22 protein-coding genes are annotated in these 25650 nt (G+C 66.5%); 6 read left to right on the top strand and 16 right to left on the bottom strand.

What is annotated here, in order from left to right:
- Window positions 1–371, top strand: a 371-nt coding sequence (locus tag sphsw_RS19665) for a hypothetical protein (RefSeq protein ID WP_042466607.1), incomplete at its 5' end; no start/stop codon positions are given.
- Between the two features lie 28 nt (window positions 372–399).
- Here the strand turns inward: sphsw_RS19665 and sphsw_RS05310 are convergent.
- From sphsw_RS05310 to sphsw_RS05350, 9 genes are all read right to left on the bottom strand, one after another.
- Window positions 400–2085 carry a hypothetical protein gene (locus sphsw_RS05310; RefSeq protein WP_052149023.1) on the bottom strand — a complete coding sequence of 562 codons (1686 nt, stop codon included), beginning with the start codon at window positions 2083–2085 and terminating at the stop codon, window positions 400–402.
- Window positions 2086–2147: 62 nt separating this feature from the next.
- Window positions 2148–3233 (bottom strand): protein-glutamate methylesterase/protein-glutamine glutaminase, encoded by a 1086-nt coding sequence (locus sphsw_RS05315; RefSeq protein ID WP_031439689.1) that lies wholly within the window; start codon window positions 3231–3233, stop codon window positions 2148–2150.
- Between the two features lie 3 nt (window positions 3234–3236).
- Window positions 3237–4091 carry a CheR family methyltransferase gene (locus sphsw_RS05320; protein ID WP_042466613.1) on the bottom strand — a complete coding sequence of 285 codons (855 nt, stop codon included), beginning with the start codon at window positions 4089–4091 and terminating at the stop codon, window positions 3237–3239.
- Window positions 4092–4182: 91 nt separating this feature from the next.
- Window positions 4183–4659 carry a chemotaxis protein CheW gene (locus tag sphsw_RS05325; protein ID WP_031439691.1) on the bottom strand — a complete coding sequence of 159 codons (477 nt, stop codon included), beginning with the start codon at window positions 4657–4659 and terminating at the stop codon, window positions 4183–4185.
- A gap of 126 nt (window positions 4660–4785) precedes the next feature.
- A complete protein-coding gene (locus sphsw_RS05330) occupies window positions 4786–5301 on the bottom strand; it encodes a chemotaxis protein CheW (protein WP_152555405.1) in 516 nt (171 codons plus the stop codon).
- 2 nt (window positions 5302–5303) lie between these two features.
- Window positions 5304–7316 (bottom strand): chemotaxis protein CheA, encoded by a 2013-nt coding sequence (locus sphsw_RS05335; RefSeq protein ID WP_031439693.1) that lies wholly within the window; start codon window positions 7314–7316, stop codon window positions 5304–5306.
- Window positions 7313–7681, bottom strand: a complete 369-nt coding sequence (locus sphsw_RS05340) for a response regulator (protein ID WP_031439694.1) — start codon at window positions 7679–7681, stop codon at window positions 7313–7315. Before sphsw_RS05340 ends, sphsw_RS05335 begins: the two co-directional genes overlap by 4 nt.
- Complete coding sequence (locus tag sphsw_RS05345; RefSeq protein WP_152555402.1) at window positions 7678–8061, bottom strand: STAS domain-containing protein; 384 nt, start codon at window positions 8059–8061, stop codon at window positions 7678–7680. The genes sphsw_RS05340 and sphsw_RS05345 overlap by 4 nt, the downstream gene beginning before the upstream one ends.
- 147 nt (window positions 8062–8208) lie before the next feature.
- Complete coding sequence (locus sphsw_RS05350) at window positions 8209–10377, bottom strand: methyl-accepting chemotaxis protein (RefSeq protein ID WP_042466609.1); 2169 nt, start codon at window positions 10375–10377, stop codon at window positions 8209–8211.
- A gap of 300 nt (window positions 10378–10677) precedes the next feature.
- Here sphsw_RS05350 and sphsw_RS19260 point away from each other — a divergent pair, with 300 nt between their 5' ends.
- Together sphsw_RS19260 and sphsw_RS05355 are read left to right on the top strand one after the other, a co-directional pair.
- Window positions 10678–10875 (top strand): hypothetical protein, encoded by a 198-nt coding sequence (locus sphsw_RS19260; protein WP_152555403.1) that lies wholly within the window; start codon window positions 10678–10680, stop codon window positions 10873–10875.
- Entirely contained in the window at window positions 10872–11531 is a 660-nt protein-coding gene (locus sphsw_RS05355; RefSeq protein WP_031439696.1) for a UPF0149 family protein, read from the top strand. The genes sphsw_RS19260 and sphsw_RS05355 overlap by 4 nt, the downstream gene beginning before the upstream one ends.
- A 69-nt stretch (window positions 11532–11600) precedes the next feature.
- On the opposite strand, the gene sphsw_RS05360 is transcribed toward sphsw_RS05355, so the two are convergent.
- From sphsw_RS05360 to sphsw_RS05390, 7 genes are all read right to left on the bottom strand, one after another.
- Complete coding sequence (locus sphsw_RS05360) at window positions 11601–12713, bottom strand: alkene reductase (RefSeq protein ID WP_031439697.1); 1113 nt, start codon at window positions 12711–12713, stop codon at window positions 11601–11603.
- Between the two features lie 296 nt (window positions 12714–13009).
- The gene (locus sphsw_RS05365; protein ID WP_031439698.1) at window positions 13010–15352 is read right to left on the bottom strand and encodes a xanthine dehydrogenase family protein molybdopterin-binding subunit; all 2343 of its coding nucleotides are present in this window, start codon (window positions 15350–15352) and stop codon (window positions 13010–13012) included.
- Complete coding sequence (locus sphsw_RS05370; protein ID WP_031439699.1) at window positions 15349–16338, bottom strand: FAD binding domain-containing protein; 990 nt, start codon at window positions 16336–16338, stop codon at window positions 15349–15351. The genes sphsw_RS05365 and sphsw_RS05370 overlap by 4 nt, the downstream gene beginning before the upstream one ends.
- Window positions 16335–16865 (bottom strand): 2Fe-2S iron-sulfur cluster-binding protein, encoded by a 531-nt coding sequence (locus tag sphsw_RS05375; RefSeq protein ID WP_042466610.1) that lies wholly within the window; start codon window positions 16863–16865, stop codon window positions 16335–16337. Before sphsw_RS05375 ends, sphsw_RS05370 begins: the two co-directional genes overlap by 4 nt.
- Window positions 16866–17052: 187 nt before the next feature.
- Window positions 17053–17496, bottom strand: coding sequence for a VOC family protein (locus sphsw_RS05380; protein WP_031439701.1), 444 nt, complete (start codon window positions 17494–17496; stop codon window positions 17053–17055).
- A 189-nt stretch (window positions 17497–17685) separates the two neighbouring features.
- On the bottom strand, window positions 17686–20691 hold the full coding sequence (locus sphsw_RS05385; RefSeq protein ID WP_042466615.1) for a TonB-dependent receptor: 3006 nt from the start codon (window positions 20689–20691) through the stop codon (window positions 17686–17688).
- Window positions 20692–20930: 239 nt separating this feature from the next.
- Window positions 20931–21677: a FadR/GntR family transcriptional regulator gene (locus tag sphsw_RS05390; RefSeq protein WP_031439703.1), complete on the bottom strand. Its 747-nt coding sequence runs from the start codon at window positions 21675–21677 to the stop codon at window positions 20931–20933.
- Between the two features lie 276 nt (window positions 21678–21953).
- On the opposite strand from sphsw_RS05390, the gene sphsw_RS05395 reads away from it, so the two are divergent.
- The 3 genes from sphsw_RS05395 to sphsw_RS05405 are packed head-to-tail and all read left to right on the top strand — an operon-like array spanning window position 21954 to window position 25531.
- A complete protein-coding gene (locus sphsw_RS05395; RefSeq protein ID WP_081874157.1) occupies window positions 21954–23351 on the top strand; it encodes a 3-keto-disaccharide hydrolase in 1398 nt (465 codons plus the stop codon).
- Between the two features lie 13 nt (window positions 23352–23364).
- Window positions 23365–24675 carry a Gfo/Idh/MocA family protein gene (locus sphsw_RS05400; RefSeq protein WP_031439705.1) on the top strand — a complete coding sequence of 437 codons (1311 nt, stop codon included), beginning with the start codon at window positions 23365–23367 and terminating at the stop codon, window positions 24673–24675.
- Window position 24676: 1 nt separating this feature from the next.
- Window positions 24677–25531 carry an FAD:protein FMN transferase gene (locus sphsw_RS05405; RefSeq protein ID WP_042466612.1) on the top strand — a complete coding sequence of 285 codons (855 nt, stop codon included), beginning with the start codon at window positions 24677–24679 and terminating at the stop codon, window positions 25529–25531.
- The last annotated feature ends 119 nt before the right edge of the window (window positions 25532–25650 follow it).

Raw genomic sequence — 25650 nt, forward strand, 5'->3', positions numbered from 1 at the left:
CCATCCTGGCGGGCGAGAAGGGCGCAGCCGCGGCGTTCGCGCCCGAGGCCGTGCCCGCCGATTTCGCGACGCGCGGCGGCGGCGCGCTGGTGTCGCGGCCGGCAAATTTCGAGGCAGCCTCTGCCGATCTCGTCGCTGCCAATGACGACCTGCCCGACATGGTCGCGCGCTATCACGGCCTCTGGCTCCCGATCGCGATCCTCTACGGCCGCGACGACCAGATTCTCGATCCCGAGGTACATGGCGCCCGCTTCGCCGACATGGTCCCCCACGCCGAGCTGACGCTGATCGACGGCGGCCACATGATCCCGGTGACGCGGCCCGACGAGACTGCTGCGTGGATCAGGACTCAGGCCGATCGTCTCGGCTGATCGAACCAGTCGAGGACTCGCCTCGACCTCAGAACAGACCGTCGCAGTCGTCCGCCTCCTCTGACAGCGCAGCGACCTCGGCTTCGGGCTGGTCCTGGGATGGCGAAAAGCGGGCGTGCACCTGGCGTTCGCGTGCCATCGTGTAGAAAGCGTTTATCGCGTGAAAAAGCTGCTCGCCGGTGGTCGAGATACTCTGGCTCGCTTCGACCAGCGGCATTGCCAGTGCATCGAGTTTCGCATTGATGCGCGCCAGCGGCTCGGCAAAGGCGGTTTCACAGTCCAGCGTGCTGGTCATCGCCGCGACGATGTCGTGGATCGCCCCCGCATCACGGTCGAGGCCGGACATGCCCTGACGCGTGAGCAACGCCCCCGCGCGAATGACCGCGAGCGCCTCGGGCAGCGACCCTGCCGTCGCTTCGTCGCCATCGTGGGGCGAGCCGATCGCGTCGGCGGCGTCGCTCAACTGTTCGAAGGCGCTGGCGATCGATGCCGAGACAGCCTCCAGGGTGTTGACGGCACAGCGGATCTCGGTCGCGATACGGGCCAGCCCGTCGCCCTCGCGGCCCATGCGGAACGAGCGCAGATCGGAATTCCACGCCATGATCCGCACGCCGCTCGTGACCCGGTGGATCGTCGTCAGCCGGTCGCCCAGGCGTCTGACGGTGGCGGAGGCTTCGGATCCCAATTGCGTCGACCGCATGTCGGCGTCGCGCAACTGCGCGGTGACCGCATCGACATCGGCGACGCTTTGCTCGAGCAGCTGCAGGAATGCGCCATCGCTCGTCCGCTCGACGCCGCTCGATTCATGCGGTGCCACCATCGTCGCGACCTGCGTTGCGATCGCGCGGAAATTGCCGCCCAACAGACGCGATTCCTTCTGGAGATCCGCGGCCGCGTCGGCGACCTGTGCCGCGAGCATCGCCATCACCTGGCCTTCGAGCGCGCTGGCGGCAGCCGGATCGCCCGCGCGATTGAGCTCGTCGACCGCCGTACCGAGCAGGCTGCAGGCCTGCGCGACATGTTCGAGCCGCTGCCGGGTGATGTCGCCGATCTGCAATGCGCCGTGCGCCGCGGACAGCTTGCTGCGAATGTCCCGGGCAATCGTCGCGATCGTCTCGGCACGCCGCGCGGCCTCGATCTGGTTCTGCTGGAGTCCGATCGCGTCCGCGGCGAGTTTGTCGGGAACATGCGGGCACAGGCGCGCGCATTCGGACGCCAGCACGCGATTCACCTCGACGACGCAGGGAACCGTCGATGCGAGCTGCCCGACCTCCTTGCTGATCTCGTGGATCTCGCGTTCGCTGACGTCCAGTTCGGCGACCATCGCGTCGGCGAACTCGGCAAAACCGTGCGCACCGGCGGCCGCGACTTTCAGATACTGCCCGCAGATCTTCAGCAGATCGAGCGTCCGGTCGACCCGCCCGATTTCCGTCTGCACCGTTCCGCTCGCCTGCTGAAGGATGTCGAGCGAATGCTGCCGCGTCTTCTGTCGCGCGGGCAGGCTGGCGAGCTGGTCGGCATTGGCCTGCATCGTCGCGACCGCGCGGTCGGCGGCATCCCGGTCGAGCGCATTGGTGACGCTTTCGAGGCTGCCGATCAGGTTTCCGACCGTGTCATAGGCGCGTTCCAGCGAACGCCCGGCATCGACGAAGCGCTGGTCGAGCCCGCTCGCCACGCTCTCGAGCTCGGTTGCCAGCACGCTCCAGGCCGGCATTTCGTCGCCGTCCCGATCGGACTCGACAGCCCTGTGTTCGACCCATGTCATCGTCCTAGCCCCTATTGTGCCGTTGCGTGCAAGACGTCGCGGGCGATGTGATGCAACGGGACGACCCGATCGACGCCGCCCAGCGCGATCGCTTCCTTGGGCATGCCGAAGACGATCGACGTCGCCTCGTCCTGCGCGAAGGTGCGGCCGCCCGCCTGTTTCATCTCGAGCATCCCGCGCGCGCCATCGTCGCCCATGCCCGTCATGATGACGCCGATCGCGTTCGTCCCCGCAGCGGTCGCCGCCGAGCGGAACAGGACGTCGACCGATGGCCGGTGACGCGAGACCAGCGGCCCGTCGCGGACCGCGACGAAATAGCGGGTCCCGCGCCGCTCGATCATCATGTGCTTGCCGCCGGGCGCGATCAGGACGGTGCCCGGCAGGACGGGATCGCCGTCCTCGGCTTCCTTGACGGTCACGACGCACAGCGTGTTCAGCCGATTGGCAAAAGCGCGCGTGAAGTTTTCCGGCATGTGCTGAACCACGACGACACCGGGCGTGGTCGCGGGCAGCGCCGTGAGGACTTCGCGTAGGGCCTCGGTTCCCCCGGTCGATGCGCCGAGGCATACCACGCGCTCGGTCGCGCGGTTCATCACGCGACCGCTCGGGGGCGGCAGGACGGCGTCCGCGGTGAGCTTCTGCTCGAGCCGGCCCGGCCGGCTGCCATTGGACGACCGGAGCGAGACCCGCACGCGCGCCGCCGCCTTGATCACGTCGCGGATCTGGAGATTGTGATCGGCGAGATGCTCGGCGAGACCGGCACGGGGCTTCACGATGACGTCGACCGCGCCCGCCTCCAATGCCTGCAGCATCGCGTCGGAGCCCTTTTCCGTGACCGACGAGCACATCACCACGGGAAGCGGGCATTGTGCCATCAGCTTCTTCAGGAAGGTGATCCCGTCCATGCGCGGCATCTCGACATCGAGCATCATCACGTCGGGCACTTCGTCCTGGATGCGGCGGGCTGCGCTGAACGGGTCGGCGGCAGTGCCCATGACGGTGATCTCTGGATCCTCCTCTAGGATCGCCGCAAGGGCATGCCGCGCGACCGCGGAGTCGTCGACGATGAGCACACGGATCTTTCCGGAGATGGCCATGGATCAGCTCCGCTGGAAAACGGTGTGGGCGACGGGCACGAGCGGGAGGTCGTGCCCCGTGATCGATTCCGAATGCCCCAGAAACAGGTAGCCACCCGGCGCGAGCCTGCTGACGAGCTTCGAGACGACCTCATGCTGGGTCTGCTTGTCGAAATAGATGAGGACGTTGCGGCAGAAGATCAGGTGCATCGGCTCGCCGACCGGATAGACCTCGTCCATCAGGTTCAGCCGGGCGAACGCGATCGCCCGGCGCAACTCGGGTATCACGCGGACTTCGCGGCGCGCCGGATCACGCGATTCCATCAGATATTTGCGCCGCAGCGCCGCCGGAACGGGCTCTGCGAGATCGGCGGGGTAGATGCCGCGCCGGGCGATCTCGAGCACCTCGGTGTCCAGATCGGTCGCCAATATGCTGTAGGCGATGCCGCGGCGCGTGGCGGCAAACTGGTCGAGCAGCATCGCGATCGTGTAGGGCTCGGGCCCGGTCGAGCAGGCGACGCTCCAGGCACGGATCGTCCGCAGATAGGTCGCTTCCAGGCCGGGGAGGGCGACGTCGCGCAGAAAGTCGAAATGGACCGGTTCGCGGAAGAAGTCCGTCTTGTTGGTCGTCACCGCGTTGATTAGGTGGATGCCCTCCTGATCGAGATTATTGTCCGTCAGGACATGGCGACAATAGGCCTCGAGCGTATCGAACCCCAGCGCGCGTTGCCGACGCCGCAACCGCCCTTCGAGCATCGTCCGCTTGCTCGCCGGCATCCGGATCCCGGCATAGTCGAAGATATAGTCGGCGAGCTTCGCGAACTCGCGCGGGCCGATCTGGTCCGAGGCGCTCGGCGTAGATTTGACGATCGGGGAGATGAAGGACACGGGAGCCAGCTCCAGAAATGACGAGGGACCGGTCGAGGCGGCACCATGAGGATTGGGTGTCAGGGGTCGCGACGCGACCCCGTCATGCGGCGCTGGCGTGCAGGGCGTTGACCTCGGCGCTGGAGAAGATCTGCGCGACATCGACCAGCACGACGAAACCCTCGGTCCGCTTGACCACCCCCGCAATATAGCGCGACGGCCAGCGGACGCCGATATCGGGCGCCGCGCCGATCTGGCCGCGGTCGAAGGTGCTGACCTCCAGCACCCGGTCGACGACGAGGCCTAGGACCAGGTTGCGCCCATCGACGGGGACATCGATCACGAGGATCCGCGTGCTCGGCGTCGGCGCGACCGGCGGCAGGCCGAGGCGGCGTCGCAGGTCGATCGTCGTCACGCCCTCGCCGCGCAGATCGGTCAGCCCCAGCAGATAATCGGGGCCGTTCGGAATGTGGAAGGTCTCGCTCCAGTCGAGAATCTCGCGGACCAGCGTGACGGGCACCGCAAAGGTCTCGGCACCCAGCCCGAAGGTCACGGCCTGCAGCTCTCCGGCGACGCTCATGCCGCGCACCCAGCACAGGCTGCGGAGCGGGGGCGTGCCGCACCACCTGGCCGGGACCCGCGGGACCGATCAGTGGCCGTCGCCGAGCATCGTTCGATTGACCCGTACATGTCGGTCCTTCCAGCGTCAGAGGAGTGCCGGCGCGAGCACGGCGGGGGTGGCGCGGCCACCGAGCAGCGGGTCGAAGATCCGCGCGATATTGACGAGGACGATGACGCCCTGCGGCGTACGCACCAGTTCGCGGATGAAATCGCGACGCCAGCGCAGGCCGACCGTAGGCGGGGTCTCGCTGGCATCGTGGTGCAAGGTCGCGACCTCGTGCACCTTGTCGGTGCGGATGCCGATCTGCGTCGGGACACCGTCGACGTCGAGCTCGACCACCACGATCCGGCTGTCCATCGTCGATTCCGCCGAGGGCAGGCCGAACGCCAGGCGCAGGTCGGCGATCGGGATGATCTTGCCCCGAAAGTTCGCGACGCTCGCGACCAGCCGGTCCGCACCCGGCACGACCGTTTCGGGCAGCAGGTCCAGGATCTCCCGGACAAGGACCGCCTCGACCGCGAACTTCTCGGCTTGCAGATCGAACGTCAGCACCTCGAGCCGGCCGTCTTCGTCCCACTGGGTTTCCGTCGTGTCTTCCATGGTCATGCAACGGCGCGAAGCCGCTCCTCCTGATGCTGGCCCAGCGCGACGAGCTGGACGACGTCGAGAATCAGCGCGACGCCGCCATCGCCGAGGATTGTCGCGCCGGCGAAGGTCGGGACGTTGCAGTGCACCGCCGACATCGGCTTGATCACGGTCTGGTGGCTGCCGATGATCTGATCGACCACCAGCCCGACCCGCTCGGTGCCGGTCGCGATGATGACGATCTTCTGGTGGACGCTGGGCTTCGTCCCCGTCGCGAACATCTCGCGCAGCCGGACGAACGGAACGAGCCGATCGCGCAGCGTGATGAAGCTCCGCCCGCGCGAACGCAGGTCTTCCTCGAGGCTGAGTTCGATGCATTCCTCGACCACGGCGAGCGGAATGACGTAGCGACCGTCGCCGACCCGGATCAGCAGCCCGTCGATGATCGCGAGGGTCAGCGGGATGCGCAGCGACATCGCCGATCCCTGGCCCGATACGCTCGCCACCTCGATCGTGCCGCGCAGGCTCTCGATCGTGCGTTTGACCACGTCCATCCCGACGCCGCGACCCGACAGGCTGGTGATCTGCGGTGCGGTCGAGAAGCCGGGATGGAAGATCATCTGGAGCAACTCCTGGTCGCTCACGATCTGTCCCGGCTGGAGCAGGCCGTGCGCCTCGGCCTTGGCGCGCACGCGCTCGCGGTCGATCCCGTGGCCGTCGTCGCGGATCGTGATGACGACCTCGCCACCCTCCTGACGCGCGGACAGCCGAACCTGCCCGACCTCGGGCTTCCCTGCGGCAAGGCGCCGCTCGGGCGGTTCGATCCCGTGATCGCAGGCGTTGCGGATCAGGTGGATCAGCGGATCGGCGAGCCGTTCGATCACCGTCTTGTCGACCTCGGTCGTCTCGCCGTCGGTCGACAGCTCGATCGTCTTGCCGGTATCGCGCGCGATGTCGTGGACGAGGCGGCGGAAGCGGCCGAACAGCGTGGCGACGGGCACCATGCGGAGCACCATCACCGTGTCTCGCAATTCGCTCGCCAGCCGCTCGATCTCCTCGGAGATGGAGCGAAGCGCGACGTCCGTCGCGTTGCTGCCGCTGCTATGCGCGAGCTGCGACAGCCGGCTCTGGACGATGACGAGTTCGCCCACCCGGTCCATCAGCAGGTCGAGGCGTTCGGCGGGTACCCGGACGCTTTCGCCGGTCTTGGGCGCGCCGCGGCCGTTCGGGGTGGTGGCTGGGTCGCGATCCTGCACCGGTGGTATCGTGTCGACCCGTGCGGGCGGGAGCGCAGACGGCGTCGTCCCCGCGCCAGGCGGCGGCGCGGCATCCTCCACGCCGTCGCACGACGTGTCGCCGATCGCCTCGATCTGAAGGTCTAGGTCGTCGAGCACGAAGATGAAGACATCCTCGAGGTCATCCCGCGACACCGCGCCGCGCACTTCGATATCCCAGCCGATATGGCATTCGGTCGGCACCAGCTCGGCAAGCGGCGGCACCTGGTCGGTCCGCGCGACGATCCGGCAGTCGCCGAGCGTGCGCAACTCGTCGAGCAGCGCGAGCGGGTTGATGCCATTCTGCATCGCTTCGGGGGGCAGGCGGAGCGACAGCCGCCACCCCTGCACGACGGGCGGTGCCTCCGGCGTCGGCGCGGGGGCGCCGTCCAGCGCCGCCTGCAGCTTCGCCAGGATCGCGTCGCCTTCCGCCTTGCGGTCGGTCGCGTCGCCCTCGATCAGCGCGCGCATGTGATCCTGCGCGGACAGGATGACCGCGATCAGCTGCGGCGTGGCGGGGGTCAGGTTCTTGCGGACGCGGTCGAAGGCGGTCTCGCAGTGATGCGTGAAGCTGGCCAGCGCGTCGAAGCCGAACATCGCGCCCGAGCCCTTGAGCGTGTGCAGCCCGCGGAACACCGCGTCGATCAGCTCGTGATCGTCCAGCCGGTGACCGAGATCGAGCAGGCCCTGCTCGACCTGTTCGAGGACTTCACCCGCCTCGACGCGGAATGCGGCGACGGGGTCGTTCTGGCTCACCGTCCGAGGACCTTGCGCACGACCCGGATCAGCTGTTCGGGGACGAACGGCTTGACCAGCCAGCCGGTCGCGCCGGCGGCCTTGGCCTGCTGCTTCATCGCATCCTCGGATTCGGTGGTGAGGAACAGGATCGGGGTACCGCATTGCGCGGGGTTCTTGCGCAGCGCGCGGATCATCGACAGACCGTCCATGTTGGGCATGTTGAGATCGGTGATGATCATGTCGAAGCGGCTGCCACTGGCCTTGCTCAGGCCCTGCGCGCCGTCGGCGGCCTCGCTGACGGTGTAGCCAGCCCCGGTCAGCGCCATGCGGATGGCGACGCGTATGCTGGTGGAATCATCGACGATAAGGATGGATGCGCTCATCGCGGCAAATCTCCGTGAAACCAGAAATTCTGATCGGCTGATGGGATATCGGTGAGGAAGCCCGCGCGCTCGAGGAGCGCCGCCAGCGCGTCGTGCACCGGCATTGCAAGGCGCAGGGACTTGCCGTCGCGTTCGGCCTGACGGCGCGCCGCGCAGACGAGCTGCAAAAGGCTGACATCGGCTTCGGCAACGGCGGAGAGATCGAGTTCGATCGCGTCATGCTGCTCGAGCTGTGACGCGAGGTCCGCGGCGAACGGCACCACCGAGCTGGTCGTGACGGTGGCCGGTACAAGGATGATTTGCGCCATGCGTTCCCCCATTCTCTCCGACCGGCAGCGTCGCGCGGCCGGGTCCGCTGGTTCATTATAGACGGCGGCCAAGAGGTCCGTTCCGGACCCATCGCTTATTTTCGATCAGGTCGTCATTAACGCCGCAAGGCGACCGCGCCCGACGGCGCGATCGCCTCACCACAGCGTCAGCGGTTGCGTCTGATTACCGGCTAGGCCGCCCGTCTCAGCAATCCGCGGTCAGGCCGCCTGCGCGCCGAAAGCATCGTCGTCGGCGTCGGTGCCACCCTTGATCAGATCGAGCGCGAAGCCGTTCACGCGGGCCTGCTGGTCGGCGATAGAATTGGGCTTTGGCCGCTTGGCCTTGGCGCTTGGCCGTGCGGCGATCGGGCTGCGCGCGCTCACCTTGCGCTGCACCGCCGGGGCCGGCCGGCGATGGCCAAGGTCCGCCCCGCCGCCGGTCCGGAAATAGGCGATGCTGGCCTGGAGTTCCTCGGCCTGCGAGGCGAGCTCCTCCGACGTCGCGGTGATCTGTTCGGACGCACCGGCATTCTGCTGACTGATCAGGTCGAGCTGCTGGATCGCTTCGTTGATCTGTGCCGCGCCAATATCCTGTTCGCGGCATGCCGCGCTGATCTCGGCGACGAGTTCGGCGGTGCGGCTGATATCAGGCACCAGCTTGGTCAACATGTCGCCGGCTTCGGTCGCCGCTGCGACGGTCTGCGAGGACACCGATCCGATCTCTGCCGCTGCGACCTGACTGCGTTCGGCGAGCTTGCGGACCTCCGAGGCGACGACGGCAAAGCCGCGGCCATGTTCGCCCGCGCGCGCTGCCTCGACCGCGGCGTTCAGCGCGAGCAGATCGGTCTGCCGGGCAATTTCCTGGACGATGCCGATCTTCTCGGCGATCGTCCGCATCGCGTTGACCGCGCGCTGGACCGCAATCCCGCTGAGTTCGGCGTCCTTCGCAGACTGGCGGGCGATCTTTTCGGTCTGCGCGGCATTGTCCGCGCTCTGCTTGATGTTGGCGGCAATCTCTTCCATCGCCGAGGACGCCTCTTCGGCAGCCGCGGCCTGCTCGGTCGCGCCTTGCGAGACCTGCTCGGAACTGGCCGACAGCTCCTGGCTTCCGGCCGAGACGTTGTCGGCGGCGCCGCTGGCCTTGCCGACGACGTTGCGCAATTGTTCGATCATCCGCACCAGCGCCTGGCCGAGAACATCCTTGTCGGACATGGGCTGGTGCGACACCGCCAGATCGCCATCGGCAATCTTGTCGGCAAGATCGGCACTCACCCTCAGATTGTCGACCATCCGCACGATCGCCTGTCCAAGCGTATCCTGGTCGGACAATGGCTGATGTGCAAAGCTCAGATCACCGTCGGCGATCTTGTCGGCGAGACTGGCGCTTACCCGCAGATTGTCGACCAGCGCGTTGATCGAATCCTTCATGCGGCGGTGGTCGCCCTGGCAGGGGATCTCGACCATCTCGCGCAGGTCACCGACGCTGGCGAGGTTCAGGACGCGATTGCCCTCCTCGATCGGCAGCAGCGTCGCGTCGAGCATCGCGTTGATCCCGCAGACCAGTCCGGCGAAATCCCCGACGAAGCGCGTCTCGTCACCGCGCTGGCCGAGCTCGCCCGCCGTCGATGCCTTGATCAGCCGTTCCACCTCGCCGATGATATCGCGCAGGTTGCGACGCAGCGTCTCGACGGTGTCGTTGATGAACGCCTTCTTGCCGGGAAAGGTCTCGAGCGGCGCGTCGAAATTGCCTTCGCCAAACGCCTTGATGCAGGCCATCGCCTTCTTCTTCACGGCGATATGGTTGGCGACCATGGTATTGACGCCGCGCGCCATGGTGCCGAAGTCGCCCTTGAACCGGTCGGCCGCGACGATGACGTCGATGTCGCCCTTGTCGTGCTCGGAGGACATGTGATTCAGTTCGCTGATCAAGCCCTGCAGATTTGCGCGCAGCGTCTCGATCGTCTCGTTGATGAACGCCTTCTTGCCGGGGAAACGCTCCAGCGGGGCGGCGAAATTGCCCTCGCTGAATTCCCTGACGCAGGCCATCGCGGTTCTTTTGACCGCGATGTGGCTGCCGACCAGAAGGTTGAGCCGCTTCGCCATGACCGCGAACGTCCCGTGAAACTCGTCGACCGGCAGGACGGCGTCGATATCGCCCTTGTCATGCGCAGCGCTCCAGTCGTCGATCCGGGCGCTCAACTGGCGAACCGGCCGCAGCGCGCGATCGAGCATCTGGTTGATCGCGCAAAGCACCGTCTGGGTCTGGCCGTTGGCGAGCGACGTATTCGCCCGTTGCGAAAAGTCACCATCGGCAAACATGCTCTCGAGGCGCGCCAATTCGGACGTGAGGACGTCTGACGAGACGCCGCCGAGGATCTTTGCCAACATCAACGGATTCCTTTGTGCTGCATCATGTAAATCAATAGCTCAAACAACACGGCGGCCATTTGCCGCCGTCTGAATCTCACATGTCACGCCGATCTTGCCGCCAACCGCGGAATCGGGGGACCGCCCATCAAGGTCAGCTTGATTATAGAGTGGTCAGGGCAGGGACGGTTTGGAGCGCACGACAATTTTCGCGATTGCGATCCGGTGCGCCGGGAGGCTGCCACCCGCACGTCGATGCGTGCCGGATCATCAACGTGGTCTGCGCCTGTAAATCCTGACCGGTTCTGCTAGTGGACGGCGATGCTCAAAATACGAACCAAGCGCCAGGGGATGGTGACGGCGCTCGCGCTCGATCGCCTCGTGGCCGTCGAGGCCTCGGTGAATGCTCTCGGCGACGAGGATCTGCTCGACCTCGCGGACATCTTCGCTGCGGGCGAGGCGACCCCGCTGCGCGAGATGGCGCAGGCCGAGATGCGCCGCCGCGCGCTCAGCCTGTGAAGCGATTCCCGTCGCGCTTCCGGCGCCTCGATGGCGCGCTCGCCGATCTCGCCGTCGAGGAACCGATGTTGCTCACCGAGCTCGACGGCTTCCTCACCGGGCTGCTGATCTCCCCGGAGGCGATCGCGCCGAGCGAGTGGATGACCGTGATCTGGGGAAGCGAGTCCGACGGCACGCCGCCCTTTGAGGATCCGCTTGACGTGCAATGGTTCGCCGATGCGGTGGCGGCACGGCGTGATGAGATCGCGCGCGACCTTGCCCGCGGCAAGCTTCAACCGATCTTCGACGTCGATGAGCGCGACGGTGAAGTTCTGTGGGAATATTGGATCGACGGCCTGACCGATGCGGTCGCGCTGCGCCCCGAGGCCTGGGATGCGCTGGCCGACGACCCCGCAAGGGCGGCCCCGTGGTCGCAGCTGGCAACGCTGATTGCGGTCGCGGGCAATGAGAGCGACCTCGACAGCGTGGAGATCAACGCGCTTCAGGACCGGGCGCCGGCCGAACTGACCGAAGCCGTTCAGCGCCTGTACGCAGCGCAAGTGAGCGTCGCTGGCCCGTCGTCACCCGACGCATCGGCGACGACGGCATCGAAAGTCGGTCGCAACGATCCGTGCCCTTGCGGGTCGGGGAAAAAACACAAGCGCTGCTGTGGCTAATCGGGGACGAGGGCGGCACGATGTATGCCGGCCCCGCGTCCCCTCGGCCAACTCAGACGCTCTGCCGGATTACGAGAGTTCGATCTTCCCGTTCATGCCGGGCCAGTCCGAATAGCCGACGGCGCCGCCGCCATACCAATATTGCTTCGGCGCGTCGGCCAGCGGTGCGCCGGTGCGCAGCCGGTCGACGAGATCGGGATTGGCGAGGAAGGGGCGACCGAAGCTGAACAGGTCGGCATTGCCCTCTGCCAGCGTCTTCTCGGCAAGCTCCAGCGTATACTGATTGTTGGCGATGTACGCGCCCGAGAAGCGCTTGCGCAGCGCCTGGAAGTCGACGCCGTCCGGCACGTCGCGCGTCTGCTGGGTCACGCCTTCGATATCATGGATGTACAGCAGCCCGATCTCCGACAGGGCATCGACGAACGTGTCGAAGGTCCGCCCAACCTGGCTGTCGAGCGGGGTCTTGCCCGGCTCGGTCGTCGCGGGCGAGATGCGGATCCCGACGCGGTTAGCACCCCAGACATCGACCACGGCGCGAACCACGTCCAGCGGGAAGCGCAAGCGGTTCTCGATCGTGCCGCCATAGACGTCGGTGCGCTGGTTGGTGCTGTCGCGGATGAACTGTTCGAGCAGATAATTGTTCGCGGCATGGACCTCGACGCCGTCAAACCCCGCGGCCTTCGCCTGTTCGGCAGCGCGGCGGTAATCCTCGACGATCGCGGGGATCTCGTCCGTCTCCAGTGCACGCGGAGTTACGAAATTCTTCATGCCGTCATTGGTGAAGGCCTGGCCCTCCGCCTTGATCGCGGACGGCGCGACGGGGAGGGCACCGTCGTGGAGATCGGGATGCGAGATGCGGCCGGTGTGCCACAGCTGGAGGAAGATCGCCCCACCACGCCGGTGGACGGCCTCGACGATCGGCGTCCATGCGGCGACCTGCGCGTCCGACCAGATGCCGGGCGTCATCGCATAGCCGCGCGCCTGCGACGAGATGTTGGTTGCTTCGCTGATGATGAGGCCGGCATCGGCACGCTGCGCATAATAGTCTGCGGCGAAGTCGGGCGGGACACCCTCGTCGCTCGAGCGGCTGCGCGTCAGCGGCGCCATGACGATACGATTCTGCAGTCGCAGATCGCCGATCGTGACGGGCTGAAGGACGGGGCTGTCGGTTTGGTCGGACATGATCTGAACTTCCGTGAAAGTTGGGAGAAGCGGGGGCAGCAAGCTGTAACGCGCGAGCAGCCGCTAGATCCCGGCGCGGTGGCGAAGAGGGGCGTCGTCGCGGCAGAATGGGACGACGTTCCGAATCCGGTAGCGAGACACGGGCGTGGGCGATCCATGCACCCGTCGCCGGTGCGCCGTTGTTCGCACGGGGGCGTTCGGTGCCGCAAACGGTTCGAAGCGCGGCGGGGGGGCAGCACAGCGCCGGTCGGCGACTGCCCGACCGGCGCGTGTCGCGCTTCCCCTGAAGGGCCACCCTATAGCAGCTTGTCGAGGGTGATCGGCAGATCGCGGACGCGCTTGCCGGTGGCGTTGTAGACCGCATTGGCGACCGCCGCCGCGACGCCGGTGATGCCGATCTCGCCAATCCCGTGCGCACCCATCGGTGTGTGGGGATCGGCGATATCGGTCCAGATGACGTCGATCTCCGGGACGTCGAGGTGCACGGGGATATGATATTCGGCGAGGCTCGGGTTCATGACCCGGCCGTTGCGTTCGTCGAACTGCGTTTCCTCCATCAGCGCCATGCCGAGCCCCATGATGATCCCGCCGCGGAACTGGCTCTTTGCCGTCTTGGGGTTGAGGATGCGCCCGCAGTCGAACGATCCGAGAATCCGGCTGACACGTGTCTCGCCGGTAACCGCATTAACCTTCACCTCGCAGAAGATCGCGCTGTGCGAGTGCATCGACCAGTGCATCAGTTCGAGCGGTTGCGACGCCGCTGCGGTGACGGTGACGCTGTCGCGCTGCGCACGCGTCAGAATCGAGGCGTAGCTTTCCCGCTGCGACGGGTCGTCGATCTTCGCCAGCCCGGCATCCTCGCTGCCGACCGTATCCGCCGACAGCCCCGCGAGGGGCGAGTCGTTGCCGGCGAGTTTGAGCAGCTCGGCGACCAGCGCGTTATGCGCCGCGATGACGGCCGCGCCGATCGCCGCGGTCTGCTGCGATCCCCCCGCCATGATCGCGCCCGGGATCGAAGAGTCGCCGTAGCCGACCTCGACCTGTTCGAGCGACAGACCGAGACGCTCCGCGCCGACGATCGCGGTGGTGGTCGAGGTGCCCATGCCCATTTCCGCCGCCGCGACCTCGATCAACGCGCGCACGGCGTCGCCGTCCCGCGTGAGGGTGATGCGCGCCTGCGCGCCGGGCATCCGGTAATAGGGATAGGTTCCGGTCGCGCAGCCCATGCCGATCTGCCATTCGCCATCGCGGCGCGTGGCCGGTTCGACACTGCGATCCGCCCAGCCGAAATGATCCGCACCGTTGCGCCACGCCTCGACGATATGGCGCGACGAGAAGGCGAGGCCCGACGTCGGGTCCTTGTCCGGCTCGTTCAGGATCCGCAGCGCGACCGGGTCCATGCCCAGATCGACCGCCAGCTCGTCGACCGCGCATTCCAGCGCGAAGGTGCCGACCGCCTCGCCCGGCGCGCGCATGAAGGTGTTGGCCAGCATGTTCATCCGCGCGATGTCGACCTGCAGGCTGATATTGGGGCAGGCATAGGCGGCACGCGTGCCGAGGATGAACGGCTCGGGCATGTTGTTGTGTGGCGTCATGATCGACAGGCCGGTATGGACCAGCGCATCGAAGCGGCCCTCCGCGGTCGCGCCGATCGCCACCCGCTGCTCGGTGAGCGATCGCCCGCCGACGACCCGGTATACACCCTCGCGCGACAGCGTGATCCGCACCGGACGGCCTGCCAGCTTCGCCGCGGCGGCACCGATGATCTGGTGATCCCACAAGCCCTTGCAGCCAAAACCGCCGCCGACATAGGGCGAGGTCAACCGGACCTTGTCGGGCTTGAGATCGAAGACCTCGCCGATCGTCTGCGCCTGGGCGGTGACCATCTGGCTTGCGTCGTGGATCACCAGCGCGCCGTCGATCCATGCGATCGTCGCGGCATGCGGTTCGATCGGATTATGGTTGTGGCGCGGGGTGCGATAGATCTGATCGACGACATGCGGCGCGATGGCGAGCGCGGCGTCGGCATCGCCGATCCGGTTGTGCAGCGGTTGGCCCATGAACAGGCCCGGTTCGCGCCCGTTCGCCTTCGCGCCTTCGAGACTGGTCGTCGACGGCTCCGCATCATAGGTGAAGCCGAGCAGCGACGCGGCATGATCGGCCTGTTCCTGGGTCTCGGCGAGGACGCAGGCGATCGGTTGCCCGTTCCAGTGGATGCGGTCGTCCTGCAGGATCGGCAGGTCGGCGGGGCCCACCGCGGTCGGGGACGAGCCGAACACGCCCGGCGTGTTCATCCGTGGCGCGTTGAGGTGGGTCATCACCAAGACGACACCCGGCGCGGCTTCCGCGGCCGCGCTGTCGATCGCCGTGATCCGACCGCGCGGGATCGTCGCATAGGCGAGTGCCGCATAGGCCATGTCGTCGAAGCGGAATTCCGCTGCAAAACCCGCCTCGCCCTTGACCTTCAGCGCGCCGTCGAGGCGCGATACCGGCGTGCCGATCAGCCCGTGCTTGTGCGCGATCAGCGGATCGGGCCGGCCGCCGGGGATCCAGCTGTCGGGTGCCAGCGGAACGAGCTTCTCCATCGCGCCTTGCATCAGACCCTGCGCCGCCTGCTTTGCGCTATCGATGATGCTCATGCCACGTCTCCCTTCGCCAGCTCGGCCAGCACCGCGGCCAGCGTTCGCGTCGCCAGTTCGGGTTTGAACGCATTGTTGCGAAGTGGCCGCGCGTCGGCGAACTCCGCGGCTGCAGCCGCCCGGAAGGCGGCCTCGCTGGCCAGTTCGCCGCGCAGCGCGGCCTCCGCCTTGGTCGCGCGCCATGGCTTGTGCGCGACGCCGCCGAACGCGATCCGGACGTCGGCGATCCGGTCGCCGTCCATCTCGAGCGCCGCCGCGACCGAGATCAGCGCGAAGGCATAGCTCGCCCGGTCGCGTACCTTGCGATAGGTCGATCGGGCCGCAAAGCCGAGCGGCGGCAGTTCGATCGCCGTGATCAGCTCGCCCGCCGCCAGCATTGTGTCGAGGTCGGGCCGATCGCCGGGCAGGCGGTGCAGCTCGCCAAAGGGAAGCGTCCGCGCACCGTCGCGTCCCTCGATATGCACGACAGCGTCGAGCGCGGTCAGTGCGACGCACATGTCGGAGGGATGCGTCGCGACGCAGGCATCGGATGCGCCCAGGATCGCGTGGATGCGGTTGAACCCTTCGCGGGCGTCGCACCCCGTGCCGGGCACGCGTTTGTTGCAGTGCGAGCCGTCGGTGTCATAGAAATAGGTACAGCGCGTACGCTGCAGCAGGTTGCCGCCGACCGTCGCCATGTTGCGGATCTGCGCAGACGCCCCCGCCAGGATCGCGCGCGACAGCATGGGATAGCGCGTCCGCACGCCGTGATGCTCGGCGACCGCGGTGTTGGTGGCGGCCGCGCCGATCAGCAGTCCGCCCTCTGCCGTCTCGGTGACCGCGGCGGACAGGCGGGTCACGTCGACCAATGTCTCGTGGCGGGCGACGGTCTCACGCATCAGGTCGACGATATTGGTGCCGCCGCCGAGAAAGGCCGCGGTCTCGCCCGCACCCAGTCGTACGGCATCGTTCACGGTATCGGCGCGCAGGTAGGTGAAGGGAGTCATGCCGCCATCTCCGCGCTCGTCGCGGCTGTCGCCTGTGGCGCCATCGTCGCCTGGATCGCATCGATGATGCCGTTATGCGCGCCGCAACGGCAAAGATTGCCGCTCATCCGTTCCTGGATCTCGTCGCGGGTCAGGGTGACATCGGCGGCGAGGTCGGCGCTGACATGGCTTGGCACGCCACGGCGGGCCTCCGCGGCCATGCCGATCGCGGAACAGATCTGCCCGGGCGTGCAATAGCCGCACTGGAACCCGTCATGCTCGATGAACGCCGCCTGCAACGGATGGAGCGTCGCGGCCTCGGCCAGCCCTTCGATCGTCGTGATCTGACGCCCGTCATACTGGACCGCCAGCGCGAGGCAGGACAGGATCCGCTCGCCATCGACCAGCACTGTGCAGGCCCCGCACGCGCCCTGGTTGCAACCCTTCTTGGTGCCCGTCAGGTGGAGCGTCTCCCGGAGGTGATCGAGCAGCGAGACACGGGGATCCGCCGGTTCCGGGACGGCGTTTCCGTTGACAACGAACGACATGGCGATCTCTCCTGTGGCGCACCGCGCCGAGGGGCAGCGTACACCAGTTTATGTGTCGTGCAGATGTCTTTCAGGGGCCGGGGTGCAGCGCAAATCTAAAAAGATCAAACAGCGTGCTCGTCCCTCGGGTGCGGTGGCGGCCAAGAGAGTTGCCGCTCGATAACCTTGGTCGAGATCGGCTGCTACGTCATCGTGGCGCCGTGCCGCGTGCGTCCCCGATCTCCAGCCAATAGCCGTCGGGATCCTGCGCATAGATCTGGCGGACGCCGTCGAACCGGAGCTGCATCGTGTGCGGTGTGCCCGCAAGATCGGTCCAGACGCGTCCGTGCTGGTCGAGCCAGGCAATGACGGTGGCCAGATCGTCGACGTGCAGCGCCAGATGCTCGTTCCGGTTCGAGGGTTTCGGCGTCGTACGGCCGTCGAGGATGTGGAGCGCAAGGCCGTTGCCCAGATCGAGCCAGCGGCGGTTTTTGAGCGGCGTCGGGATGATCCGCAAGCCGAAGGCCTCGTGGTAGAAAGCCGCGCTGCGATCGATGTCCGCGGCCTGGATCGCGACATGCTCGGCGGTCGCCGCGAGCGCCGCTGTCGTTTGCAACGCTGCAAGCGCGAGAAGAATGGATGGCACGATCATGAGGTCCGGTCCCTGAAATATCTGGTCAGCGCGTGTGTGACGATGAAGGCCCGGACCCATGCGGCGCGCCGTCGGCACCGTCGTCAAAGAAAGAACCGGGTGCGCCGCACGTGACGTGCAGCGCACCCGGAGATCGGGTCGACATCGGCAGGGGGGGGCGCGCCGATACCGACCAGAACCATGAAGTCCTCAGAACTGGAAATTGACCGCGAGCGCGTAGGTACGGCCGAAATAGGATGTGTAGAGCGGATCCTGACGCACCGTGTCCACGGTCAGGCGGTTGGTTTCGTCAGTGATGTTCGATACTTCGGCGATCAACTTGATATGCTCGTTGAGGTTGTACGAGGCCGATGCGTCGACGAAGATCGAACTCGCATTTGCGGTCGAATCCGCGTCGACCGAGCCGCTGGGGACGGCGGTCAGGAAGGCCGCGCGATAGTTGACCGTCGAGCGGATGCTGAACTTGTCGTCTTCGTAATAGAGCGTCCCGCTTGCCGTTTCGGGCGACAGCCCGACCAGCGGGGCGGTCCGGGACAGGGTCGGCGAGATGACGTAGTTGATGTTCGACCGGACCCGCGTGAAGTTGCCGAGCGCGCCGAAATTGCGAAGCACGCCGGGCAGGAAGGTGAAGGGCAGCTGGACGTTGACCTCGAACCCGCGCAGCGGTCCGCCTTCCGTGTTGTTGCTGCGCTGCACCGTGAACACGTCGGTCGGGCGCAACTGCGTTCCGTTGAGCAGCGTCAGCGGCAGGCCGATATCCTGGAACGCGACCGCTTGGCTGGTCGTCTGAATATAGCTTTCGATATTCTTGTAGAAATACGCGACCGAGATCAGCGAGCCCTTGGCGAAATACCATTCGAGCGCCGCGTCGAACGTGTTGGCACGGATCGGCTCGAGGAACGGATTGCTGAAACTTGCGGTCTGGATCACGAGGTTCGCGGAGCCTGCAGGGATCAGCTGCCCATAAGACGGCCGTGACATGACGCGGGCGACCGAGGCGCGCGCGATCAGCTCGGGCGTGATGTCGAGCGCGAGGTTCGCCGACGGCAGCCAGTCGTCATAGCTGCGGCCAATCTCCGATATCACGAACCGCGAGGGATAAAGCGACCCCGCGGGCGCTGCCGAGGTGATCGGACCATAGGTGTCGAGCTTGGTATGGACGTATCGGACGCCCGCATCGCCGCGCAGCGCGAAGGGCAGCGAATTGGCGGTGTTGAACTTCACCATCGCATAGCCCGAGGCGTATTTCTCATCGACGCCGCCAAACGTGCCCTTGGCGCATTCGAGGTTGCAATAGACATAGTTGTCGAGCCCGACCGCGTCGCGGAACTTCTCGGGATCGATCGAGACGAAATCCTGCAACAGCCCGTCAAGATTTCCGCCGATGCCGCTCGTCACGGTGGTGAAGCTCGCCAGCGTCACGCCCGACGGAAGCGCTAGCGGCGTGTTGGTGGCAAGCTGCCGCTCCCGCGCGGTATATTTGTTGGTGCGATACTGACCGCCGACCTGCAGCGTGAAGTCGGGGGCGGCCTCCCATTCGCCGTTGAGTTCGAAGGTCTTGCTCGTGATCGTGTTGCGACGGATGAAATTCGACAGCTGGCCGCGCTGGTCGCCGTTGGCGAGCGGCGGGCCATATTGGAAGAGCGCGGGATTGGTCGTGTCGATCCCGTAGCCGATCTTCGGAATGTCGGGATTGTCGCGGAAGTCGATCGAGAAGTCGCGCGTGTCATTGGCATCGATCGCGACCTGCAGGCGGTCGACGTCGAGCCGCGACTGGTTGATGCCGGCCAGGCCATAGACCCGGACGGTGTCGGAGAAGCGGTGGTCGAGGTTCAGATTGACCTGGCGATAGGTCGAGGTGAACTTCTCCTGCTGCATCTCCGACCGCAGATCGACGCCGTCGAACAGCCCGTGGATCAGCGACCCATTGTCATCGACCTCAATCTCGCGGACCGACGTCAGCGGCTGGCCGTTGTTCGAGATCGCGCGCCCGAACGAGCGTGCATCGAAATAGGTGTCGAGCCGATCCACCTTGAACCGCGAATACAGCCCGTCGAGCGAGATGTCGGTATTGTCGCCAGGCTTCCATTGCAGCGTCAGCGTGCCCGCGAGACGCTGCTGTTCCTGGTCGCTTTTCGCGGGTCGCGGCAGACGGGGGAGATAGACGCCGCCGCCCGGACGACCGTTCACCCCGGTCCGGCTCATGACATAATCATAGGCCGCCGCCGTGCTCGTGCGCGGATTTCCAGTGCTGCAATTATTGGCGTCCGCGCCGATCGGCGTACCGTTCGGCTGGGCGTAGCCGGCGGTCGGACTGTTCGTCGCGGCCCCGCGAAAGCTGTAGCCGACCGGGGTGCAGAAGGGGAAGATCACGCCGGCATTCGCGGTGCCCGCAGGCTGCGCCTGGCCATAGACCGTGGTCGGCACGACATCGGCGGCCGAATAGGCATATTCGGCGATATGTCGCTTCGAATAGGCGATGCTGCCGAGGATGCCGAACGTGTCGCCGAACTGCTTGGAGACCAGCGCGGACAGGCGCGGATCGGCCTTCTTGCTGATGTCGTTGTAGATACCGCGCGCAGTGCCGGTGAGCACGAAGCTCTTCTTCTGGTCGAACGGCTTGGGCGCGCGCAGGTCGACCGTCGCACCCAGCGAACCTTCCTCGACATCGGCCGACAGCGTCTTGCGGACCGACAGTGCCGAGAAGATTTCGGTCGGGAAGGTCACGAAGTCGAACGAACGGCCGGTCGCGACGCCGCCGCGAATGTCGGTGCCGCTGACCTGCGACACGCCTTCCATTCCGTTGATGCGCACGCGCGTGAACTGCGCGCCGAGGCCGCGGACCGAGATATTGCGGCCCTCGCCGCCGTCACCGCGCGAGAGCGCGACGCCGGGGATGCGCTGCATAGACTCGGCGAGGTTGGAGTCGGGGAACTTGCCGATATCCTCTGCGACGATGCTGTCGATCGCGGCGGTCTCGTTACGCTTCTGGTTCAGTGCGTTGTTCAGCGAGGCGCGGAACCCGGTCACGACGATATCGGCGTTTTCCGGCTCGGACGTCTGGGTTGGGTCGACAGGATCGGGTGAACTCGTCTGGCTGTCGGCTGGTTGCGGCACCTGGCTGCCCGCGGTTCGCTGGGCCATGGCCGGCGCGGCGACCAACAGACCAATGACGCTCGTCGAGATAAGCAGCATGCGCTTATCGAAGCTCTTGTGGCTCAAGGACCCTCTCCCGATAGGCCGGTCGCGCTGAGTCGGCGCGGCCCGACATTTTGCCGCCCCAGTTTTCTAGGGTCGGCGTAGGTCGTCAGGTATCAGGGCCACAGAAATATGACAATATGGAATCATTTGGTCAGACAATTAGTTTGACCAATATTTTGAGGCGCATCCGTAGCCGCGATTTGACAGCATGCACCTCTAGACGCGGGGGCGGGTCAGACCGAGCGACGGGCCAGGGCACGGCGGCGCTGGACGGTCGCGGCCCGCGCGCGTTCGACCGCTTCGGTCTCGGTGACGTCGAGCAGGTGGTCGATCACACGCGCAAGGTGATCGCGCATCGCGTTGCGCGCGTCGACCGGCGAGCGCGCCTCCAGCGCGGTCAGGATCCGGCCGTGCTCGGCCATGCGGTTCTCCGTGCCGAGGCTTCCCGCCTTCGCCAAGACCTCGCGCGCGAGCGGCGAGCGGAAGCGCATGTCCCAGAAGTCGGCCACCGCGGAGATGATCACCGCATTGCCGGTCGCCTCGGCGATCGCGATGTGGAACCGGCGATCCGCGTCCTCTGCCGCGATCGTGTCGTCCTGATCCATCTGCGCCAGCAGACCGCGTAGCTCGACCAGCTGCTCCTCCGTGATCTCGGTCGCGGCGACCGCGGCGACTTCGCCTTCGAGCAGGCGACGCGCCTCGGTGATCTCGAACGCGCCGATATCGAGTTCCTGCTCCGAGTCGTTCGATGACGATGCCAGCACGAACACGCCCGAGCCCTTGCGGGCCTCGACCATGCCCTTCATCTCGAGTGCGATCATCGCCTCGCGGATCGTCGGGCGACTGACCTGAAACCGCTCCGTCAGATCGCGTTCGGCGGGCAGGCGACCGCCGACCTGGAATACCCCGTCCGCGATGTCCGTCATGATCGCCTGCACGATCTTGCGGTAGAGTTTACCGCCGCCTTCAGCGTCCTGCATTGCATTCCTCGTTCGATAGACGGCAGCCTGAACGTCGGCGCCGTCCCCTACATCGCGCGGACACCGGGATCGTCAAGTCCGGTAAGCCCCGAACCAGCGGAAACATCGATAAAATGCCTTACAATCTGTTTGCATGTGGCCCGACCACAAATTAGGGTCGGTTTTGGAGAGACGTACGGCAGCGACATGTCGGCGGTGAAACGATGCGAGACGACCGGACCTGTCCGGATAGGGCTGCCCAGCCCGTGCTCGCAGAAAAGAGAAAAGGGGAGGCGAATGGTTCGAGCACTCGCAATTCTGACCTTGGCGGCCGCACCGTTGCTGCTGCTGCCGTCGGTCGACGCGGCCCCTGCGTCTCAATCCTCCACAGATCAGGCAAAAGCACCGTGGCGCGACGTGACCCCGCGCGCGGGGCTGGCCGGCTGGCGCGCGACCGGCGGCAACGCGACCTACGCGTTCGAGAATGGCGAGCTGATCGGGCGCGCCGAGCCCGGCAAGACCAATAGCTGGCTCGTGTCCGAGGCGCAGTATGGCGACTTCATCGTCGAGTTCGATGCGAAGACCGACCCTGCGCTCAATTCGGGGATGATGATCCGCGGACAGAGCCGGCCCGATTATCGCAGCGGCGTCGTGCACGGCTATCAGGTCGAGATCGATCCGTCGGCACGTGCGTGGAGCGCGGGCATGTATGACGAACAGCGCCGGCAATGGCTGTATACGCTCGGCCGCAACGCGCCCGCGCGGCAGACCTTCCGCTCGGGCGACTGGAACCACTACCGTGTCGAGGCGATCGGCACGCGGTTGCGCAGCTGGATCAACGGCGTGCCCGCGACCGATACCGTCGACGATGTCGATGCGCGCGGGTTCATCGCGTTCCAGGTCCATGCGATCCCCGACGCGGACGCCGCGCGGCATCCCGAGGTGCGGTTCCGCAACGTCCGCGTGATCACCGATGCGCCGGCGCGCTACGCGATGCCCGCGACCGCGCTGCCGCAGCAGGGCTGGCTGAGCAATAAGCTGTCCGCAGAGGAGCAGCGCGAAGGCTGGAAACTGCTGTGGGACGGCAAGACCGGTGCCGGCTGGCGCGGCGCGAAGGGGACAGTGTTTCCAACGACGGGCTGGACGATGGCGGGGGGCGTGCTGCGCGTAGACGGCGGCGGCGGCGACATCGTCACGACGCGCGAATATCGCGATTTCGAGCTCTCGGTCGATTTCAAGCTGGCACCCGGCGCGAACAGCGGGATCAAGTATTTCGTCGATGCCGGCCTGCTGAAGCGCAAGGGCGAGGCGCTCGGGCTGGAATATCAGCTGCTCGACGATGCGCGGCATCCCGATGCGAAGATGGGTCGCGACGGCAACCGGACGCTCGGCTCGCTCTACGATCTGATCGCGGCGAAGAACCTGTCCGACCCGGCAAGCCCGGGCAAGCGGATCAATCCGCCGGGCGAATGGAACCGGGCGGTGATCGTGGTGCGCGGCGCGCGTGTCGAGCACTGGCTGAACGGCTTCAAGATGGTCGAATATGACCGCGGGTCGCCGGCGTTCCGCGCGCTGGTGGCACAAAGCAAATATGCCGGGATCGCCGGGTTCGGCGACGCCGTGCAGGGGCCGATCCTGCTGCAGGATCATGGCGACCGGGTCGAGTTCCGGTCGATCAAGCTGCGTACACTCTAAGGGGGATCAAGCGATGGACCGTCGGACGATGATAAAGGGCGCGGGCGCGACGCTCGGCATGGCGATGACCGCGCGCAGCTATGCACGGATCAAGGGCGCGAACGACCGGCTCAGCGTCGCGATCGTCGGCGTGAACAGCCGCGGCCAGGCGCATATGAGCGCGTTCACCAAGGTCCCGAACGTCGAGGTCACGCATTTCTGCGACGTCGACTCGGCGGTGCTGGCCAAGCGCGCGGCGGCCTTTGCCGCGAAGGGCCATGCCGCGCCGCGGACCGAAGGCGATTATCGAAAGCTGCTCGACAACAAGGCGATCGACATCATCACCGTCGCGACGCCCGATCACTGGCACGCCAAGCTGGCGGTCGACGGGATGAAGTCGGGCCATCACGTCTATTGCGAGAAGCCGATCGGCATCGCGCCCGCCGAGGGCGAGGCGATGATCGCCGCGCAGAAGAACACCGGGCGCCAGCTGCAGGTCGGCAACCAGCAGCGGTCGAGCCCCGAGACGCGGCAGCTGCTCGCGCTGGTCCAGGCGGGCGAGCTGGGCGACGTGTACGAGGCGCAGACCTGGTACGCCAATAATCGCGGATCGATCGGCAAGGGGCAGCAGGTCGCACCGCCCGCGACGCTCGACTGGGACATGTGGCAGGGCCCGCGCCCGCGTGCGGCGTACCGGTCGAACCTGGTGCCGTATAACTGGCACTGGTTCTGGCAATATGGAACGGGCGAGCTGTGCAACAACGCAATGCACGAACTCGATATCGCGCGCTGGCTGATGGGCCTGACCTATCCGACGAAGGTCGAGGCGAAGGGGGCCAAGCGCTTCCACGCGGGCGACGACTGGGAGATGTACGACTCGCTGTCGCTCGACCTGAATTACGACAAGGACCGCGTGATCCGCTGGAACGGGCAGAGCTGCAACGCGATGCAGACTTATGGCCGCGGCCGCGGCGTGCTGCTGCTCGGGACAAAGGGGTCGGCGGTGGTCGATCGCAACGGGTTCGAACTCTATGATCTGGCGGGCAAGTCGATCCGGCAGGTAATGGCCAAGGCGACGTCGGAGACGACCGGCACGGTCGGCGAGGGGGTGCTCGACGTCTATCACGCGAACAATTTCGTCGATGTGATCCGCGGCAAGGCCACCACGCTCAACTCGCCGATCACCGAGGGGCATATCAGCACGACGCTCTGCCATCTGGGCAACATGGCCTATCGCACCAACAGCGTGCTGACCGTCGATCCCGCGACCGGCAGGCCGAGCAGTGCCGAGGCGATGAAGCTGTGGTCGGTCGCCTATGAACCTGGCTGGGAGGTCAAGGCCTGACGTGGGTATCGCCGCGCGGGTCGAGCGCTTCGTCGCGATGGGGACGCGGATCGAGCTTCACGTCTTCGGTTCAGGGTCTGCGGATGTGATGGTCGCGGCGCGGCGCGCGATCGAAAGCGTCGACGACGCGCTGACGATCCACCGGCCGTCGCCGACGACCGCGCTCAACGACGAACTGCTCGCTGGGCACGGCGTCGCGATCGACGATCCGGTATTGATCGACGCGCTGGTCGCGATCGACGAGGCGCATGCGCTGACCCTAGGCCTGTTCGATCCGGCCGCCGATCGGCGGTTCGCCGGGGCGGGCTGGGGCGATCTCGTGTTCGACCGCAGCACCGCGCGGATCGCCGCGACCCGGCCGCTCGCGCTCGATTTCGGCGGATTCGGCAAGGGCTTCGCACTCGACCGCGCGAGCGCCGCGCTGCGCAAGGCGGGCGTCGTCTGCGCGTGCCTGTCCGCGGGTGAAAGCTCGATCGCGGTGATCGGGGAGCATCCGCTGGGCGGCGGGTGGCCGTTCGCGATCCCCGATCCGTCGTGCACTGACGCGGTGCTGGTCGAGGTCGAGCTGGTCGACGAGGCGCTCTCGATCTCGACGACGGTCGGCGCCGGCACGCAGGCGCCCGAGCGCGCGGCGATGATCCGCCCCACCGATGGCGGGATCGTGACCGCGGCGCGCTGTACCGTGGCGATCGATCGCAGCGGCGGCATAGCGGAGGCGATGAGCACCGCGCTGCTCGTCGCCGATGCGGCACGCGCGCGACGCCTGCTCGACGCGGCGCCGGCGCGGCGGTTCCTGTACGATCTTTCCAAGGCGGCGGCGCCGACCGACGACACAGCAAGGATGCAAGCGGCATGACCGACAAGGATTTCGACCTCTCGCGGCGATCGTTCATCGATCGCGTGCTGACGGCGACGGCGGGCGCGGGGATGGCGGCCGCCGCACCCTGGGCGGTGTCCGCAGCCTCCGCCGCGGCG

Origin of the sequence: Sphingomonas sp. FUKUSWIS1 (assembly GCF_000733135.1) — a bacterium.
Classification (GTDB): domain Bacteria; phylum Pseudomonadota; class Alphaproteobacteria; order Sphingomonadales; family Sphingomonadaceae; genus Sphingomonas; species Sphingomonas aerolata.

Coding starts and splice junctions, on each gene's coding strand:
- sphsw_RS05360 (WP_031439697.1), bottom strand. CDS start 12,713: ATGTCCGACCAAACCGACAGCCCCGTCCTTCAGCCCGTCACGATCGGC.
- sphsw_RS05380 (WP_031439701.1), bottom strand. CDS start 17,496: ATGATCGTGCCATCCATTCTTCTCGCGCTTGCAGCGTTGCAAACGACA.
- sphsw_RS05385 (WP_042466615.1), bottom strand. CDS start 20,691: ATGCTGCTTATCTCGACGAGCGTCATTGGTCTGTTGGTCGCCGCGCCG.
- sphsw_RS05370 (WP_031439699.1), bottom strand. CDS start 16,338: ATGACTCCCTTCACCTACCTGCGCGCCGATACCGTGAACGATGCCGTA.
- sphsw_RS05315 (WP_031439689.1), bottom strand. CDS start 3,233: ATGGCCATCTCCGGAAAGATCCGTGTGCTCATCGTCGACGACTCCGCG.
- sphsw_RS05390 (WP_031439703.1), bottom strand. CDS start 21,677: ATGCAGGACGCTGAAGGCGGCGGTAAACTCTACCGCAAGATCGTGCAG.
- sphsw_RS05365 (WP_031439698.1), bottom strand. CDS start 15,352: ATGAGCATCATCGATAGCGCAAAGCAGGCGGCGCAGGGTCTGATGCAA.
- sphsw_RS05375 (WP_042466610.1), bottom strand. CDS start 16,865: ATGTCGTTCGTTGTCAACGGAAACGCCGTCCCGGAACCGGCGGATCCC.
- sphsw_RS05310 (WP_052149023.1), bottom strand. CDS start 2,085: ATGCCGGCCTGGAGCGTGCTGGCAACCGAGCTCGAGAGCGTGGCGAGC.
- sphsw_RS05325 (WP_031439691.1), bottom strand. CDS start 4,659: ATGAGCGTCGCCGGAGAGCTGCAGGCCGTGACCTTCGGGCTGGGTGCC.
- sphsw_RS05395 (WP_081874157.1), top strand. CDS start 21,954: ATGGTTCGAGCACTCGCAATTCTGACCTTGGCGGCCGCACCGTTGCTG.
- sphsw_RS19260 (WP_152555403.1), top strand. CDS start 10,678: ATGCTCAAAATACGAACCAAGCGCCAGGGGATGGTGACGGCGCTCGCG.
- sphsw_RS05350 (WP_042466609.1), bottom strand. CDS start 10,377: ATGTTGGCAAAGATCCTCGGCGGCGTCTCGTCAGACGTCCTCACGTCC.
- sphsw_RS05340 (WP_031439694.1), bottom strand. CDS start 7,681: ATGAGCGCATCCATCCTTATCGTCGATGATTCCACCAGCATACGCGTC.
- sphsw_RS05330 (WP_152555405.1), bottom strand. CDS start 5,301: ATGGAAGACACGACGGAAACCCAGTGGGACGAAGACGGCCGGCTCGAG.
- sphsw_RS05400 (WP_031439705.1), top strand. CDS start 23,365: ATGGACCGTCGGACGATGATAAAGGGCGCGGGCGCGACGCTCGGCATG.